16 protein-coding genes are annotated in these 17218 nt (G+C 63.6%); 2 read left to right on the plus strand and 14 right to left on the minus strand.

Going from position 1 to position 17218, the window contains the following annotated elements:
• Positions 1-169: 169 nt before the first annotated feature.
• The 3 genes from NFG57_RS17835 to NFG57_RS17845 all read right to left on the minus strand — a co-directional run bounded on the left by NFG57_RS17835 (position 170) and on the right by NFG57_RS17845 (position 5706).
• Entirely contained in the window at positions 170-1936 is a 1767-nt protein-coding gene (locus NFG57_RS17835) for a hypothetical protein (protein ID WP_348814889.1), read from the minus strand.
• A gap of 97 nt (positions 1937-2033) precedes the next feature.
• On the minus strand, positions 2034-3359 hold the full coding sequence (locus NFG57_RS17840; RefSeq protein WP_348814890.1) for a sugar ABC transporter substrate-binding protein: 1326 nt from the start codon (positions 3357-3359) through the stop codon (positions 2034-2036).
• Positions 3360-4074: 715 nt separating this feature from the next.
• The gene (locus NFG57_RS17845; RefSeq protein WP_213230469.1) at positions 4075-5706 is read right to left on the minus strand and encodes an NAD+ synthase; all 1632 of its coding nucleotides are present in this window, start codon (positions 5704-5706) and stop codon (positions 4075-4077) included.
• A 98-nt stretch (positions 5707-5804) separates the two neighbouring features.
• Between NFG57_RS17845 and NFG57_RS17850 the strand changes: the two genes are divergently transcribed.
• Positions 5805-6101: a PP0621 family protein gene (locus tag NFG57_RS17850; RefSeq protein WP_108133534.1), complete on the plus strand. Its 297-nt coding sequence runs from the start codon at positions 5805-5807 to the stop codon at positions 6099-6101.
• A gap of 93 nt (positions 6102-6194) precedes the next feature.
• Here the strand turns inward: NFG57_RS17850 and thiO are convergent, their stop codons facing one another.
• Positions 6195-7301: a glycine oxidase ThiO gene (gene thiO, locus NFG57_RS17855; protein WP_045994453.1), complete on the minus strand. Its 1107-nt coding sequence runs from the start codon at positions 7299-7301 to the stop codon at positions 6195-6197.
• Positions 7302-7529: 228 nt separating this feature from the next.
• Here thiO and NFG57_RS17860 point away from each other — a divergent pair, with 228 nt between their 5' ends.
• Positions 7530-8006 carry a GspH/FimT family pseudopilin gene (locus tag NFG57_RS17860; RefSeq protein ID WP_045994452.1) on the plus strand — a complete coding sequence of 159 codons (477 nt, stop codon included), beginning with the start codon at positions 7530-7532 and terminating at the stop codon, positions 8004-8006.
• On the opposite strand, the gene NFG57_RS17865 is transcribed toward NFG57_RS17860, so the two are convergent.
• The 10 genes from NFG57_RS17865 to ribF all read right to left on the minus strand — a co-directional run bounded on the left by NFG57_RS17865 (position 8003) and on the right by ribF (position 17155).
• Entirely contained in the window at positions 8003-9025 is a 1023-nt protein-coding gene (locus tag NFG57_RS17865) for a PilX N-terminal domain-containing pilus assembly protein (RefSeq protein ID WP_348814891.1), read from the minus strand. The two genes, NFG57_RS17860 and NFG57_RS17865, sit on opposite strands and share 4 nt — an antisense overlap.
• Positions 9022-9504, minus strand: coding sequence for a prepilin-type N-terminal cleavage/methylation domain-containing protein (locus NFG57_RS17870; RefSeq protein WP_348814892.1), 483 nt, complete (start codon positions 9502-9504; stop codon positions 9022-9024). The genes NFG57_RS17865 and NFG57_RS17870 overlap by 4 nt, the downstream gene beginning before the upstream one ends.
• Entirely contained in the window at positions 9501-9920 is a 420-nt protein-coding gene (gene pilV / locus NFG57_RS17875) for a type IV pilus modification protein PilV (protein WP_315901180.1), read from the minus strand. The genes NFG57_RS17870 and pilV overlap by 4 nt, the downstream gene beginning before the upstream one ends.
• Positions 9917-10426: a GspH/FimT family pseudopilin gene (locus NFG57_RS17880; RefSeq protein ID WP_348814893.1), complete on the minus strand. Its 510-nt coding sequence runs from the start codon at positions 10424-10426 to the stop codon at positions 9917-9919. The genes pilV and NFG57_RS17880 overlap by 4 nt, the downstream gene beginning before the upstream one ends.
• Positions 10413-10787 carry a type IV pilin protein gene (locus NFG57_RS17885; RefSeq protein WP_162816485.1) on the minus strand — a complete coding sequence of 125 codons (375 nt, stop codon included), beginning with the start codon at positions 10785-10787 and terminating at the stop codon, positions 10413-10415. The genes NFG57_RS17880 and NFG57_RS17885 overlap by 14 nt, the downstream gene beginning before the upstream one ends.
• A gap of 339 nt (positions 10788-11126) precedes the next feature.
• The gene (ispH, locus tag NFG57_RS17890; RefSeq protein WP_348814894.1) at positions 11127-12080 is read right to left on the minus strand and encodes a 4-hydroxy-3-methylbut-2-enyl diphosphate reductase; all 954 of its coding nucleotides are present in this window, start codon (positions 12078-12080) and stop codon (positions 11127-11129) included.
• Between the two features lie 112 nt (positions 12081-12192).
• On the minus strand, positions 12193-12639 hold the full coding sequence (fkpB, locus tag NFG57_RS17895; protein WP_045994447.1) for an FKBP-type peptidyl-prolyl cis-trans isomerase: 447 nt from the start codon (positions 12637-12639) through the stop codon (positions 12193-12195).
• A gap of 62 nt (positions 12640-12701) precedes the next feature.
• On the minus strand, positions 12702-13208 hold the full coding sequence (lspA, locus tag NFG57_RS17900) for a signal peptidase II (protein ID WP_231498700.1): 507 nt from the start codon (positions 13206-13208) through the stop codon (positions 12702-12704).
• A gap of 37 nt (positions 13209-13245) precedes the next feature.
• Entirely contained in the window at positions 13246-16092 is a 2847-nt protein-coding gene (gene ileS, locus NFG57_RS17905; protein ID WP_348814895.1) for an isoleucine--tRNA ligase, read from the minus strand.
• Between the two features lie 10 nt (positions 16093-16102).
• Entirely contained in the window at positions 16103-17155 is a 1053-nt protein-coding gene (gene ribF, locus NFG57_RS17910) for a bifunctional riboflavin kinase/FAD synthetase (RefSeq protein ID WP_108133523.1), read from the minus strand.
• Between the last annotated feature and the right edge of the window lie 63 nt (positions 17156-17218).

Raw genomic sequence — 17218 nt, forward strand, 5'->3', positions numbered from 1 at the left:
TGCAGCGCTTGCTGTCATCCGCTCTGCGCTTCGCTTCGTTTCCTTTCTCTTCGTCCAGCTCCCATCTTGGCGCTCCAGGGCTGCGATCCACCGTCCTTCCGCCGTCGCTGGCCTGTGGCTGCCCTTGGCGTCCACCGCAGGCCAGGCTCCGGCTATTTTCTGCCTCTACTCAACCTGTCGATGCCTGGGACGGTGTGCCCTCGGGCTCCCGACGCTTGAACTGCTTGGAGCGCTGCAGGCCCCAGTAGGCGAAGACGAAGTAGACAACCGTGCACCAGATGGTGATGTCGTAGAACAGCTCACGATTGACGTAGTACTGATACAGGTCGGGGCTTTCAAACATCACCCGCCAGGCCAGCACCGCTGGCACACCCAGTCCGACGATCCCCCACATCACCTTGATGCACTTGGATAGCAGTGTCTTGTCCTCCACGCCTTCGCGGTACTTTTCCGCCGCCTTGCGCCGGTGATGTTCGACCACCCGCTCGTTGAACTCCTGCTGGGCCTTTTCCTTCTCTGGATAGGCCTCACAGGCACCGGCCCTTCGCGCCAGCACCACGTAGACCAGGATCGACACAAACCAGGTCGGCAGGAACAGGTAGTAGAACGGCATCACGTCGAGGACATTGAGCCCAAAACCGAAGATCAGCGAGATACCCCAGCTGGCGATCGCCGGACGGTTGTCGGCAAGGCCCTTGAAGTTGGCCCAGTAGCGGGTCATGCCGAGCCGCGGGAACAGCTGGTACTCGGCAAAGGCGATGCCGCCCACCGGCACCAGGATCAGGCCGGCGTAAGTCAGCAGCGGCAACATGCTGCGGTAGACGAAGGGGAAACAGCTCGCGCCCATCACCCCGAGCCCCACCAGCATGGTCACCTTCCAGCGCTTGACCTCGGGCATCAGCGCCTGGGCGGCCAGACCGGCGCGGTACAGGTTGGAATTCGCCGTGGTCCAGCCGGCCACGATCACGATCACGAAGCCGGACATTCCCAACGCGTAGAACGCCACATCGCCGGGGTCGACCACCAGGATACTGAGCTTCATGGTGGCGGCGGTGGCCGCCCCCATCAGGCCCGCCGAGATCCAGGCAACGTAGTGGCCGAACATCATGCCGGTACTGGTGGCCAGGGCGTAGCGCTTCTTGCGGGCATAGCGCAGAAGCGCCATGTCGATCAGTCCGAAGTGGGCGAAGGTATTGGCGGCCCAGGCGAAGCCGATGACCTCCCACAGCCCGATCCCCGGTTCGCCATCGGCGTTGATGCCGGTGAATACGCTGGCACTGGCGATGGCGACGAAATCCGAAAAACTCGTCAAGGTGGTAAAACCGGTCACCGACTCCGACAGCGCCGGTATCAATACCATGCCGCCGGCGGTGAACATCACCATCAGCCAGGGTGCACAGATGCTGGCGAACTCGCTCAGGGCGTTGAAGCCGAAGGCCGCGACCAGCACCACGATGGCCCCTACGGCAAAGGCGATGATGACGAAGGCCATGTCGGTGGGATAGGGCGCCACCTGAGGTGGCACATCGAAAAGCACCCGCACCGCGGTGGCAGAGACCGTGATCATGGCCGCCGAGATGGCAGCAAAGATCACCACATTGGCGCCGTTGTAGAGCTTCGCCATGACGTTGCCGGCGATGCGTTCCAGGTAGGCGAAAAGACTGAGCCGGGTGCCGACGGCGATCGGTGCGGTGATCAGGGTAAAACTCAGTATCGCCAGGGTGTTGCCGATGACCAGACCGATCAGAATGTCCCAGATGCCGGCACCGAGGCCGACGAAGGTGGCACCGATCACGAACTCGGTCGCGGCCACGTGTTCTGCGGCATACAGTCCGAGAAAGTGCTTGGCACCGTGCTGCTTGTGGGGCGGAACCGGCAGCTGTTCATCGTCGACGCTGTCTAGAGATTGCTGCGGGTCAAATCCGGATGTCGCCATGGGCGCCTCCTTGTGTGTCACTCATCTCGCTTGCGGGTGAACGTCGCACCTGCGGGCTCACCCGTTCCGCCGGCTTCCTTCGAGGAGCCGATCGCCACTACTGCTGAGCAAAGCGTGCCTGCTCGGTCACCTTCTCGGTGACCCACTGAGCATCTTCGATGGCTTCCTCGGCGGAGATGTCTCCGGCCAACGCCTTGGCGAAGCGGTTACCCACCGCCGTACCGATACCCTGAAAAGCGGGGATCGCCACGTACTGAACGCCTCGATAGGGCACCGCCTGTACCGTCGGGTCATCCGGATTGGCGCTTCTCAACGATTCCAGCACCAGCTCACTGTAGGGCGCGGCCTCGCGGTAACTCGGATTGTCGTAAAGCGAGGCACGGGTCCCCGGCGGCACCTGGGACCAGCCCTCTCGCTCGGCTACCAGTTCCTGATAGCCCCGGGAGGTGGCCCAGGCGACAAAGCGCTTGGCCGCCTCGCTCTGCTCGGAACTGGTGGGAATCGCCAGCGCCCAGGCCCACAGCCAATTGCTGCGCTTGTCCAGTCCGTTATCAGGCGCCAGAGCGAATCCCACGCGATCGGCGACCTCGGAGGCCTCGGGATCGGTCACTGCAGATGCGGCCACGGTGGCATCCACCCAGATGCCGCACTTGCCCTGTTGAAACAGCGCGAGATTCTCGTTGTAGCCGTTGTCTTCCGGATTCGGCGGGCCGTACTCTCCCAACAAGGTCAGATAAAGATCCAGCGCATCGCGCCAGCCACCTCCCTCGAGCTGTGGCTGCCACTCTTCATCGAACCAGCGACCTCCGAAGGCGTTGGCCATGGCGGTCAACAGGGCCATGTTCTCGCCCCACCCCGGCTTGCCCCGCAGGCAGATGCCGTAGTGTTCATCGGAGTCCGAGAGCTTTTCTGCCGCCTGTGCCAGAAAGTCCCAGCTCGGCGCCCTGGGCATCCTCAGGCCCGCATCCTCGAACAGGTCCGTGCGGTACATGGTGAAGGCGGACTCCGCATAGAAGGGAGCCGCGTAGAGAACATCCTGATAAGACAGCGCCTGGCGCACGGTGGGCAGCAGATCCTCGGGCTGGTAGTCGCCAGGCATGTCGGCGATGGGTACAAGCCAGCCACGTTCCGCCCAGATGGGGGCTTCGTAGGTGCCGATGGTAACGATGTCGAAGCGCCCCCCGGAGGTGGCGATATCGGTGGTGACCTGCTGGCGCAGCGTACTCTCGTCCAACGTCACCCAGTTGAGCTGAATATCGGAATTCCCCGCGACAAAGTCCTCGCTCAGCTCTCGCATCCGCAGCATGTCCCGGTTATCCACCGTGGCAATGGTCAACTCGGCAGCCACGCCATGCTGGGAAAACACCGCCCCACCCCCCATTACCAGCGCACAAGCGGTTTTAACTCGAAAGGACGTCATCATTCGCGCTCCCTCTGCCGGCGTTATAGGTTCCTGTTCTAAAAAATCTTAGCACCATGGCGTCGTCCCAACATTGAAATGTCGCGCTTTATTTACCGGGACATTGGTCTAAACACACCCAGAAACCACTATTAAAAATTAATTTAATTAGGCATATATGATTTCAAAAAAACCATGAAAAACAATGGCAAGGAATAAATCTGCGCCTATCCCCCTGAAAACAACCATACTAGTTCAGCAAGAACTGCGATATCGCCTACACCTCGCACCGCACTCTTCTCCATTACCTTTACGATGCCTATTGGCGCTTCAGTCATGAAGGCTTAAATCATCTCTTCCGACGAATATGCAAAGTGACGTCGATCACCGTGTAAAAACGGCGTACGCATCAAAGAAAATACCATCTAATGGTCGCGGGGCTTTAGGCGCTGTCCGAAAAGTCGACGAGCGAAGGTTAGACAAGGCAAAAATCGGTGAGAAAGCGCAGTTTACGGGGTGTAAATGAGCATTTTGATCCGATTTTTAACGCCGTATTACCGAGCGCAGGCACTTTTCAGACAAGCCCTAGCGAGCGCAACAGAAATCCCGGCCCGGGAAATCATGACCAACGACGGGAAGTGACGTCGCAAACAGCGAAGGGTGGGCATAACATCGCCACCCGCCGAGCCGATCTGGCCCGACGGGTGGCGTACCGACAAAAGGAAAGAAGCAGGTCTCGTCAGAGGCCCGGTTGCCATCCATTGACGATAGGATAACGACGGTCACGGCCGAAGCCGCGCTGGGTCACGCGCACGCCTACCGGTGCCTGGCGGCGCTTGTACTCGCAGCGGTCCACCAGCTTGACCACCTTGTAGACGTCCTCGGCGCTGAAGCCTGCCTCGATGATCGCCTCAGCGCTCATGTCGCCTTCGATGTAGCGCACCAGAATGGCGTCCAGGGTGTCATAGTCCGGCAGCGAGTCGCTGTCCTGCTGGTCCGGCGCCAGTTCCGCCGACGGCGGACGCTCGATGACACGCTCCGGGATCACCAGGTTCTCGGTGTTGCGCCAGCGCGCCAGGCGATACACCCAGGTCTTGTAGACGTCCTTGATGGCGTTGTACCCGCCGACCATGTCGCCATAGAGGGTCGCGTAGCCCACCGCCATCTCGCTCTTGTTGCCGGTGGTCAGGACCATCAGGCCCTTCTTGTTGGACAGCGCCATCAGCAGTACACCGCGACAACGCGACTGGAGATTTTCCTCGGTGGTATCGCGCTCGGTACCCTCGAAGCTCTCGGCCAGGGTGTCCATGAAGGCTTCAACCATGGGCGCGATCGGCATCACTTCATAGCTGACCCCAAGCAGACGGGCCTGCTCGGCGGCGTCTTCCTTGGAAATGTCGGCGGTGTAGTGATACGGCATCATCACCGCATGGACCCGCTGGGGGCCGAGTGCATCCACCGCGATGGCCAGCGACAGGGCCGAATCGATGCCGCCAGACAGCCCCAGCACCACGCCCTTGAACCCACTCTTGTTGACGTAGTCACGCAGACCGGTGACCAGGGCACTGTAGAGGTCTTCCTCCGGCGCCACGTCCAGATCCACCTCGCCCTGGCGCGGGGTCCACTTGCCCTGCTCCTCGACGAAGTGCACCGGGCTCAGCCAGATATCCCAGTGCGGCGCCTGCACCGCCAGCTTGCCTACGGCGTCGACACAGCAGGAGCCACCGTCGAACACCAGCTCATCCTGACCGCCGATCTGATTGACATAGACCAGCGGCAGGCCGACGTCACTGGCACGCTGCTCGAGAAGCTCGAGCCGCTCGGCCGGCTTGTTCTGGTGGTAGGGCGAGGCATTGAGGGTGACCAGGATATCGGCACCGGCGTCGCGAGCCTGGCGGACCGGCGCTTCCTGCCAGATATCCTCGCAGATCAGAATCCCGAGCCTGGCGCCCTTGTGTTCCACCACCAGCGGCGTGTCTCCGGGCTGGAAGTAGCGCTGCTCATCGAATACCTGATAATTGGGCAGGGCCTGCTTGGCATACTCATCCAGCCACTGGCCGTTGTAGAGCACGCCGGCCATGTTGTGCAGCGCGCCCTCGCGACGGCCGGGATAGCCCACGATGACCATGACGTCGCGGACCATCTTTTCCGCCATGCGGGTACGCGCCTCGCGCAGGCGGGTCTCCATCGACGGCCTCAGCAACAGGTCCTCGGGCGGATACCCGGTCAAGAACAGTTCCGGCAGAACAACCACGTCGGCACCGTGCTCGAGGAAAGCCTCGCGTACGGTCTCGATGGCCCGGTCGGCGTTGCCGGGGATGTCGCCGACCAAGGGGTCGAGCTGCGCCATCACCAGAGTCAGGTCTTGCATGAGCGGAGAAATCTCTCGAGAATCGGGGGGATCAGCCCCCATTGTCCCGCAAGGGCCGCCAACAGGCAAAGGCCGCCTCCAATCCGTGTGGAGTAAGGATGAACCTCTTGATAATCCGCCTTCTGATCTTCGCCGTGGTGTTCTTTGCCGGGCTCAAGCTTTATCGCATGTACCGCGAGTGGAAGTTTGAGCAGCAGGATCAAGGCCCCACCTCCCATGAGGGAGGAAAAATGGTGCGCTGCACCTGGTGCAAGGTACACCTGCCCGAGCAGGACGCCCTGCGCGAAAAGGGCGAGTGGTTCTGCTGCGGTGACCATCGTGACAAGTTCATCACCGAAAGCCGCCAAGGCGACGATGCTGACGGCGATAACGGCGATGACACCCAGGGGCGTTGAACGCCCCGACAGTCACGCCGACGCCCAGTTGACCGACGCCCCGCTGCCCATTGCTACCTCACCCTGCCCCTGCTTCGATCGCCTCACTCCCGGTCAGCTTGGGCGCTCTTCCACACGTCCTTGCAACCGATAGGGCGCGGGATCAATGATCGGCTCTCTTCCCAGCAGTTGATCCACCAGCAGGCGCGTCGAGGCCGGCGCCAGCACCAGCCCATTGCGGTAGTGCCCGGCGTTGACGTGCAGGTTGTCCCAGCCGGGGGCCTGGCCGATATAAGGCACCCCGTCCGGTGATCCTGGCCTCAGCCCGGCCCAGTGGTGCTCGATCTCGCAGTCGGCCAATGCCGGAATGATGGCGGTAGCGCTACGCCATAGTGAGCTACGGGCGTCGTCGTCGGTGCCCTTGTCGAACCCGGCGTCTTCCAGGGTGGAGCCGGCCAGGACCCGCCCGTCGCCGCGAGGAATCACGTAGCGTCCATCCATCAGCACCACCCGCTCGACCAGTCCGGGTGGTGCCTTGAACAGAATCATCTGACCCTTGACCGGGCGTACCGGCAGATCGAGCCCGGCCATGTCGGCAAGCCCCGCCGACCAGGCGCCGGCACAGATAACCACTTGATCGGCACTGAGGTTGCCCTGGTCGGTGTTCACCACCGCCACCCGCTCCCCTTGCCGCTCGAACCCGGTGACCGTGCATTGCTCGCGCAACGTCACCGACGTCATGTCTTCCAGTCGGGACCTCAGCGCGCGCATCAGACGGGGGTTACGAATGCTGCCCAGGGTCGGCATCCACAGCGCCTCGTCGATATCGCGGCGGGCGTTGGGTTCCTTTCGGCGGATCACTTCAGCGCCTACCCGCGACAGCGGCTTGCCAACCTCCCGCGCCCACTCGAGTGCGCGCGCTTCGTCATCCACCCTCAGGTAGAGAAGCCCTTTCTGACGATACTCCGGGTCGACCCCGGTCTCCTCCAGCAGGCGCAGGGCCAGTTCGGGGTAGGCCCCCTCCGACCAGCTCGCCAGGCGCGATACCGGCGAGCTGTAGCGCCAGGGATAAAGCGGCGAGACGATCCCGCCCCCGGCCCAGGAGGCCTCGCTACCGCAGCCGCCTCGCTCGACCACCGTCACACTGTGACCGGCATCGGCCAGTTGCAGTGTCGTCATCAGCCCTATGACGCCGCCGCCAATCACCAGGAAATCACTCAAAGCGCTTCTCCAACGTCTGCTCTCCCTTCTCCGAGCTAGGCTCAAGGAACCCTGAATTCAAACAACAACCACAAGGAAGCGTTCGCCATGGACGACGACGCCCGACGCCCCCGTCATGTCTGCATGTCCCGAGCTTACTGGCACACACCTCACCACCCCGAACCTTACCGCCCCAAGTCTTGCCATCCCGAACCTCATCGAATCGCTTTCCGCCAGTCCGGAACTACCTTGCTGGAGCTGTTGCTGGTGGTGGCTATTGTAGGCCTTCTGACCAGCGTGGCCCTGCCGGGCTACCGGGCAATGGCCGCCCGACAGGATATCGCCAGCGAGCTTTCGCGACTAGAAGGCGCCCTGATGCTGGCCCGGGGCACGGCCATCACCCGGGCAAGACCCGTCACCCTGTGCCCGAGCGACGACGGCGTGCACTGCGGCGAGGACTGGAGGGGGAAGCTGTTGATCAAGGCTGGAGCGCCGAGTTGGGAGGGCGCGACACTTCATGTCTTTGCGCCAAGCCGGCTCTCAAGCATCGGCTTTCGCGAGGATGCAAAGCCGGTGCGTTTTCTGGCCAATGGACGCGCCAGTGGACATAACGGGACTTTCGATATCTGCGCGCGAGAAAACACGGGCGCTAGGCTGGTACTCAGCAATTTTGGAAGGATCAGAAGTGAAAAGGGTCGGTGTGCTGGACCCTCGTTTCCGCCTTAGTCATCACGATCGATCCAGATTACGCCGCCGTCACCTTCTCCACCTTCATCGGGGCTGATTTCGACCTTGCCATTTATCGTGACGGGACCTTCGGCAACTAGTCTGCCATTGATCGTGAGCCCCCCGCCCCCGCTTATCGCCATAGACCCGGTACTCCAGATGTCTCCATTGAGTTCCACCTGTCCGTGAGGAGCGAGCGTTGGCGCTCCAGAAACAACGATCGAGGTGTCATAGCTCCCAGCTGGGGCTTCGATTGTCACGCTCTGGCTCGGATCGGCAGGATCCACCACGATCACGATCTGATCCGCATCAGGGTAATCCGCTAGATTCAGACTGCCATCAAACCCGTGAGTTCTAGCGTCGCAATAGACGATCCCTTGGTGACTCGCACAGCCATCCGGCCCAAAGTCGGCATCCTCGAAGTCTTTGGCGACCTCATCGATATAGCTGTCTGGACCGTAGTCGTTACCGGGGTGGGCAAGTCCGTTTAGTTGGCAGTTGACGGGCTGATCCAGCTCAGGATGTGCCACCACAGGCCCCCCCGCATAGACCATGCAATCGTCAGGGATGAGATCGGGCAATTCCAATCCAGAGCTTTCCTTCTCTCGCCCCACCATCAGAAAGTGCCTTGCCAATACCTGCTCACCATCGCTGACCTGCCCCATGATCAGCTGCACGACAACATCCTGTTCTATACAGTCGATATGTCGATAGCCCACTGTGTCGCTATTGGTCAGTGTGTGTACGTCCGACCAATCAGCGGATACGCCGCCCTGTTCCGCTCGGTCTTGAATCTCGGCACACTCCAGTAGCCCGCTCGATTCAGGCGTTTCACTTAGCCTCTCGGCCCCACCCCAATCCGCCGCCATCTGGGCCTGGGCCATGGCGCGCATATTGCCGGCCAGGCGTTCGTCCACCAGCGCCGACTTGACCCCGGCCATGGCCACCACCGAGGCGATCGCTACCAGCGACAGCACCACCAATAGTGCCGCGCCTCGCTGCCTCGCTGGCGCCTTCATTCGGCATTCTCCGCCGCGGACACGGCCTGGAGACGATCCACCGCGTGCAGCCGGATCGGTGTCCTTGCGTGGGGCAGGTTCAGGGTGATGCGATAGAGTCCCCCACCCAGATCTTCCAGCACCTGATCGTCCTCGCAGGAACCATCGTAGGCCAGGCCATCGACCAGAGGCTCGCCGCTGTCGACCTCGTGCAGCGTACAGGACTCGACATCTGGCGCCGGGCGCAGCACGTAATCGCCGGGGGAGGCGTCGCCCCGGCGCACCGCCGCGGTGATGGTATCGAGGGCGTAGCTCAGGACCGCCTGGCGATCGGCCAGGCGCAGCACCTCGCGCGCATTGGCGTTGACCTCCTGAAACAGCGAGCCCGCAGCCAGGATCACCAGGCTGCCGACGACCATGGCCACCATCAGCTCGACCAGCGACACGCCGCGCTGGCGACGCAATGACTTGCACGGGGAAAGGACGCGGTGCGGGCTCATGGTGCTTTCCGAGCGGGCAGCTTGACCCAATACTGAAACAGGCTGGGTTCGGTGAAGCGCTCGTCCTTCCAGCCGATACGCAATTCGAAGGCGCAGTCGTCCCGAGCGATCACCGCCTCATTCAGGGGAATGAGACCGGGAAGGAAATCGGCCCAGTGCTCGCGCCAGTGCTCTCGGGAAAGGCTCTCGGGCACACCTTCAGGACAGTACCCGCCATTGGCCACTAGGCTTGCCCACAGCAGTTCCCGTGCATCCTGGGCGGCCAGGTCCGCCAGCGATCTCTGGATACTGGAATGGGCGCTTTGCAAGCTGCGCAACTGCATCCCCGCCACCCCTAAAAGTCCCACCGACAGCAGCACCAGCGCCACCAGTGCCTCGAGCAGGGAAAACCCGGCCTGGGATCGCAGGCTTCTCACGCGGCATCTTCCTCATCGCCGGAACGTACCACGCCGCTTGGCTCCACCGAGACCCAGCGACCCTCGCCTCCTGTCCCGCGAAGCTGCCAACGGCAAGGGCTACCGTAGCTGCAGTCATCCAGGCGCCCCATCAGATCGAAGCTGACCCCACCGGGCGATACCCGGGTACCGTCAGTGTGCGCTGCTTCATCGACCATCAGTACATCACCATGCGCGGTTGGAGTGGACTGGCAGCCGCCGGCGTCCGCGTCTCCCGCCAGCACCTCGAGCCGCCAGCGTCCCCCGCAGTCGACCACCAGCACCCTGACCTCCTGGCGTCGGGTCAAGGCGGTGGTGCGTGCCAGGGTCAGTGCGCCGACCAGGCGATTGGTATCCGCCACCAGGCGTTCACCGGCCAGCCAATGGTGCAGACTTGGCACCGCCACCGCAGCCATCAGACCGATCACCGCGACGCAAACGACCAGCTCCAGCAGGGTGACCCCGCGCTGGCGGCTACCAGCAGTCATCTGGTGCCCGTTCGCCGGTCTGGTCCATGGTCAGGCTATCGCAGCCTTCCTTCACCGACTGGGCGTCGAGGGCCCTGGCCTCGAGAAAATAGCGCCCTGGGTGGCGTTCCACCGACAGTTGGTAGAAACCGGACTCCGACGGTCGCTCAAGCCCGTCACAGGCGGCAATATCGTAGGCCTGGTCACGGCTGTAGCAGCGCTCCAGCGACGAGGCGGTCGTCATCAGTAGAGCGCGGCCATCGGCGACACGGGTCTCGCGTAGATGCTCGGTGTACATGGGGTAGGCCACCGACGCCAGCAGACCGATGATGGCGATGCACAGCAACAGTTCGATCAGGGTGAAACCGCCCTGACGTTCCATCGAGCCTGGTGACGAAGCCCGTGTCGAAGCGGCACTGACTTTCTGGTCCAGCTCACTGAATCCATGCTCATCCCAGCGCGTCTCTGCGTAAATTGAGCCTCGCGTTTTTCGTATTCCCTGCATCGGGCTTCTCCGGCTCGTTTTCCCTTCGAGTATGTCGCACGTCCGCCATGGGCGGCAGGCGCTGGATCAAGGTTGTGTCGCGACACCACGCTTAAGCACAGACTTGAGGCTTTCTCCTACGCCTGAAAACAAGGACGCCGCCCTTGGGGGCGGCGCCGAGATGCTGCACTGGAAAAACGAACGGTGGAATGCCTTCACGGCAATCCTCTGGTGGCATCAGTCGCTTACGATCACCCGCTCGCGCAGTTCACGCGGCATCGAGAAGGTGATGGTTTCCTCTCGGCCGGCCAGTTCCTCGGGGGCCTCGGCACCCAGCTCGGTCAGGCGGTCGATGACCCCCTTGACCAGTACCTCCGGGGCGCTGGCCCCGGCGGTCACGCCGACCGCGCCGATATTCGCAAGCCAAGCCGGATCGATCTGCTCGGCACTGTCGATCAGGTAGGCCGGGGTGCCCACTCGCTCGGACAGCTCGCGCAGGCGATTGGAGTTGGAGCTGTTGGGGCTTCCCACCACCAGTACCAGGTCGGAGCCCGCCGCCAGTTCGCGCACCGCGTCCTGGCGGTTCTGGGTGGCGTAGCAGATATCGTCCTTGCGCGGCCCCTGGATGTCAGGGAAGGTGGCGCGCAGGGCATCGATCACCCGAGCGGTATCGTCCATGGACAAGGTGGTCTGGGTGACAAAAGCCAGCCGACTGGGGTCCTTGACCTCCAGACGGGCCACGTCCTTTTCGTTCTCGACCAGGTAGATCTGGCCACCGTGGGAGGTGTCGTAACGCCCCATGGTGCCTTCGACCTCGGGATGCCCTTCATGCCCGATCAGGATGCACTCCTGGCCACGGCGAGCGTAGCGCAGCACTTCCATATGCACCTTGGTCACCAGCGGGCAGGTGGCGTCGAAGACCTTGAGCCCGCGCCGCTCGGCCTCCTCCTGCACCGCCCGGGACACCCCGTGGGCAGAGAAGATCACGATGACGTCATCGGGAACCTCGTGGAGTTCCTCGACGAAGATCGCCCCACGCTCGCGCAGGCTATCCACCACAAAGCGGTTGTGGACCACCTCGTGACGCACGTAAATGGGCGGCCCGAACACGTCCAGCGCGCTGTTGACGATGTCGATGGCCCGGTCGACGCCGGCGCAGAAGCCGCGCGGGTTGGCCAGCTTGATTTGCATGGTTTGCCTTGCCTCGGTGCCGTCTTGGCACCTGGTTGAGCGGATGATTCGCGTGGTCATCGCGTGGTTGTCACGTACTGCGCCTTACCGGCACACCGGGGACGTGAATCGCCTAGTGGGTGGTGGCGGGCTTGACGCCCAGCACCTCGACCTCAAAGGTCAGGGTGCGCCCGGCCAGCGGATGATTGAAGTCCACCTCCACCATGTCGCCGTCGATCTCGGTGACCACCCCGGGCAATTCGTCGCCGTTGGCGTCGGCAAAGGACATCACGGTGCCGACCTCCGGCTCGTCGCCGTTGAACACCTCACGCTTCATGCGCTGGATGTTCTGCGGGTTGTGCTGACCGAAGGCGTGCTCGGGACTGACCTCGAAGCTGCCGCTGTCGCCGTCGGTCATACCCTTCAACGGCTGCTCGAACCCGGGCGGCAGGTTGCCATCGCCCAGTTGAAAGGTCGCCGGGGCCTTGTCCCGGGTGGAGTCCACCACGGTGCCATCTTCCAGCTTGAGGGTGAAGTGAAGGGTGACTTCCATGCCCTCGTCGATACGGTAGTCGCTCATTGGGATCTCCGAAAGAGTGACGGACCGGCAGGGACCGATACGTCGCTGCCGGCAACAGATAATTAGCCGCGCCGGGCGCGGCGGCGCTCGCCGAAGATCGACTCCCAGATCAGGCCGATGGCGCCCAGGGTGATGCCGATATCCGCCACGTTGAACGCCGGGTAGTACCAGCCCGCCGCGTGAAACGACAGAAAGTCCACCACGTAGCCGTGCACCAGGCGGTCATAGAGGTTGCCCAGGGCGCCGCCGATGATCAGCGCGAGACACGCCCCCAGCAGCTTTTCGTCACGCCGCAGGCGACGCATCCAGATCGTCAGGCCGACGGTGGCCGCCACCGCGATGGCGGCGAACAGCCAGCGCTGCCAACCGGGGTGATCGGCCAGGAAACTGAAGGCCGCCCCGGTATTGTGCAAAAGCGTCAGATTGAAGAACGGCAGCACCTCCACCGGCGTGGCGTAGGTCAGCGTCTGGCTCATCAGTGCCTTGGTGCCCAGATCGAGCACGACCCAGGCCAGCGCCAGCCACCACCAGCGCAGCGGCTGGCGCATCGGTTCCACCTGTGAACTCATGTGCCCGTCACCCTCCTTGGTCGTGGAATCCGTGGCGTCAGGCATAGTGACGCACCTCGCCAGGACCGTCCGGCAGGTTGCTGACGCAGCGCGAACACAGGTCCGGGTGCTCGGGCAGCGAGCCCACCTCGGGGCGATGGTGCCAGCAGCGCTCGCACTTGGCGTTGTCGCTGGCGCGCACCGCCACCTTGAGCCCTTCGACGTCGGTCTCGGCGGCATCGACTCCTTGGTCGAGCGGCGCCAGGTGGACCTCGCTGGTCAGCATCACGAAGCGCAGCTCGTCGCCCAGGCGCGAGAGCAGTTCGTCAAGCTCGTCGCTGACGTGCAGGGTCACCTCGGCGGCCAGGCTGCCCTTGATGGTCTTGGCGTTGCGGGCGTCTTCCAGGCACTTGTTGACCGCCTGCTTGACCGTCAGCACCCGCTCCCAGAAGTCACGGCCCATGCTGGCGTCGTCGCTGAGGGTGGACAGGCCTGTGTAGTAGGTCTCCAGCAGCACGCTGCGGCCTTCGGCCAGCCCCTTCTCGCCGGGGATGTTCTCGAAGATCTCCTCGGCGGTGAACGACAGGATCGGCGCGACCCAGCGCACCAGCGCCTGGACCACGTGATAGAGCGCGGTCTGGGCGCTGCGACGGGCCTGGGAGTCGGACTGGGTGGTGTACTGGCGATCCTTGATCACGTCCAGGTAGAAACCACCCAGTTCCCGCGCGCAGAAGCCGTGCACCTGCTGGTAGACGTCGAGGAAGCGGTACTCGTCGTAGGCCGTCTCGATGCGTGCCTGAAGCTGGGCGGCGCGGTCCACCACCCACTGGTCCAGCGCCAGCATGTCGTCGAAGGCCAGAGCGTCACGCTCGGGGTCGAAGCCGTTCAGGTTGGCCAGCAGGAAGCGCGCGGTGTTGCGGATACGCCGATAGACGTCGGCAGTGCGCTTGAGGATCTCGTCGGACACCGCCATCTCGCCGGAATAGTCGGTGGAGGCCACCCACAGACGCAGGATATCGGCGCCGAGCTTGTCCATTACTTCCTGCGGGGCCACCACGTTGCCCATGGACTTGGACATCTTGCGGCCCTGAGCGTCGACGGTGAAGCCGTGGGTCAACAGGCCCCGGTACGGCGGGTGACCGTCGATGGCGCAGCCGGTCAGCAGCGACGAGTGGAACCAGCCGCGGTGCTGGTCCGAGCCCTCCAGGTACAGATCGGCACGCGGGCCGCTCTGATGGCCGTGGGGATGCGAGCCGCGCAGCACGTGGCGGTGGGTGGTGCCGGAATCGAACCACACGTCCAGGGTATCGGTGACCTTGTCGTACTGACTGGCCTCTTCGCCCAGAAGCTCCGCCGGGTCCAGGCGGAACCAGGCGTCGATGCCGTCGCGGTCGACCAGGTCGGCGACCTTCTCGGTCAGCTCCACGGTCTGCGGGTGCAGCTCGCCGCTTTCCTTGTGCAGGAAGAACGGGATCGGCACGCCCCAGTTGCGCTGACGCGAGATGCACCAGTCCGGGCGGTTGGCGATCATGCTGTGCAGCCGCGCCTTGCCCCAGCCCGGGGTGAACTCGGTCGCCTCGATCCCTTCGAGCGCGCTTTCGCGCAGGGTGCGACCGTCATGGCCAGGAATGTCCATGCCGACGAACCACTGGGCAGTGGCCCGGTAGATCACCGGGGTCTTGTGGCGCCAGCAGTGCATGTAGCTGTGGGTGATGGTCTTGTGAGCCATCAGCGCGCCGGCCTCGGACAGTGCTTCGACGATCTTGGGGTTGGCCTTCCAGATCAGCATGCCACCGAACAGCGGCAGGTCGTCGACGTAGACGCCGTCGCCCTTGACCACGCTGATGAAGTCGCTGAAGTCCATGCCGTAGCGGCGGCAGGAGTCAAAGTCATCGACGCCATGAACCGGCGCCGAGTGGACGATGCCGGTGCTGCCCTCGTCGCTGGTCACGTAGTCGGCGAGATACATCGGCGCGGTACGCTCATACAGCGGATGATGGAACTCGATCAGCTCCAGCCGTTCGCCACGCGCTGTGGCGATGCCCTCACCGCTCAGGCCGAAGCGCTCGAGGCAGCTCTCGACCAGTTCCTCGGCCAGCAGCAACAGCCGCTCGCCGGTGTCGACCAGGGCGTAGTTGAACTCCGGATGGACATTCAGCGCCTGGTTGGCCGGGATGGTCCAGGGGGTGGTGGTCCAGATGACCACCGCTGCGGGCTTGGGCAGGCTGTCCAGCCCGAAGGCGGCGGCCAGCTTGGCGTCGTCTGCGCAGGTGAAGGCCACATCGATGGCGTCGGACTTCTTGTCGGCGTACTCGACCTCGGCCTCGGCCAGGGCCGAACCACAGTCGAAGCACCAGTTGACCGGCTTGAGCCCCTTGAACACGTAGCCGCCCTTGACCATGTCGGCCAGGGCGCGGATCTCGCCGCCCTCGTTGGCGTACTCCATGGAGCGGTAGGGATTGTCCCAGTCGCCGACCACGCCCAGACGCACGAAGTCCTGAAGCTGGCCCTTGACCTGCTCGTCGGCGTACTCGCGACACAGCGCCCGGGCCTTTTCAGGCTCCAGGTGCTTGCCATGGGTGGTCTCCACCTTGTGCTCGATGGGCAGCCCGTGGCAGTCCCAGCCCGGCACGTAGGGTGCGTCGAAGCCCGCAAGGTTCTTCGACTTGACGATGATATCCTTGAGGATCTTGTTGACGGCGTGACCGATGTGAATGCTGCCGTTGGCGTAGGGAGGGCCATCGTGCAGCACGAAGACCTCCTGGCCCTGGCGTGCTTCGCGCAAGCGCTGGTAAATGTCCAGCTTCTGCCACTGCTCGACCCGCGCCGGCTCGCGCTTGGGGAGCATGCCGCGCATGGGGAATTCGGTTTCTGGCAGATTCAGAGTGTGCTTGTAGTCGCTCATAGTCCTGGGGTCAGCCGTCGTCATGATCGGCGGGGGCCTGCCCCGCCGGGGAATCCTGGGTTGCGGCCTCGCGCGCACGTGGCGCCGATGCCAGAGGATAGGGTCGTGGGCCGTCAGGGTCCCGGGCAAACACTGCTCGCGCCCGGTCGATGTCGGCATATATCTGGGTCTTCAGCGCGGCAAAGTCCGCGAAGGTCTCTTCACCGCGCAGCTTGGCGCAGGGCACCACCGTCAGGCGTTTGCCATACAGGTCCGCCTGCATGTCCAGCAGATGCGCCTCCAGCACCGGACGCGGCGATCCTACCGTGGGCCGCCAGCCGATATTGACCACCGCGGGATGACGCTGGGACGCCTCGCCATCGCTGCCGTCGTGGATCTCCACCGTCGCCGCATAGACACCGCGCAGCACCAGCGGACCCGGCAGCAGCGGCAGGTTGGCGGTGGGCACACCGATGGTGCGCCCGCGCTGCTGGTCACGCACCACCCGGCCGCTGACGCGGTAAGGCCGGCCCAGCAGGCGCGCCGCCGCCTCGAAGTTGCCACAGGCCAGCAGGGTGCGCACCCGTGTGCTCGACACTCGATCATCGTCGATGCGAAAGGTCAGGGTGTGTTCGACGCTGAAGCCGCTGCTGCGGCCGGCTTCGGTCAGCAGGGCGAAATCACCGCGACGATCACAACCGAAGCGGAAGTCGTCGCCCACCACCAGATGGCGTACGCCGAGCCCCTCCAGCAGCACCCGTTCGATGAATTCTGCCGCCGTCAGCTGGCGCAGCGATTCATTGAACGGCAGACACAGCACCCGATCGACGCCGCACTCCTTGAGCAGGCCGACCTTGTCGCGCAACCGCGTCAGGCGCGGTGGCGCCTGGTCGCCGGCAAAGTACTCGCGCGGCTGGGGTTCGAACACCACCACGGTCACCGGCAGTCCGCTGCGCGCCGCCTCGGCGTGGCACTGCTCAAGGATCGCCCGATGGCCCAGGTGCACCCCATCGAAGTTGCCGATGGTCGCCACCGTGCCACGGTGCTCCTCGCGCAGATTGTGCAGGCCTCGAATTACTTCCATGAGTCGGGTCACACCGAACCTAAAGGGAGTCGATTATAGCGAAGTGCGGGGCGCCGCGTCTTC

Source organism: Halomonas sp. H10-59, from assembly GCF_040070555.1.
In the GTDB taxonomy this organism is placed as follows: Bacteria; Pseudomonadota; Gammaproteobacteria; order Pseudomonadales; family Halomonadaceae; genus Halomonas; species Halomonas litopenaei.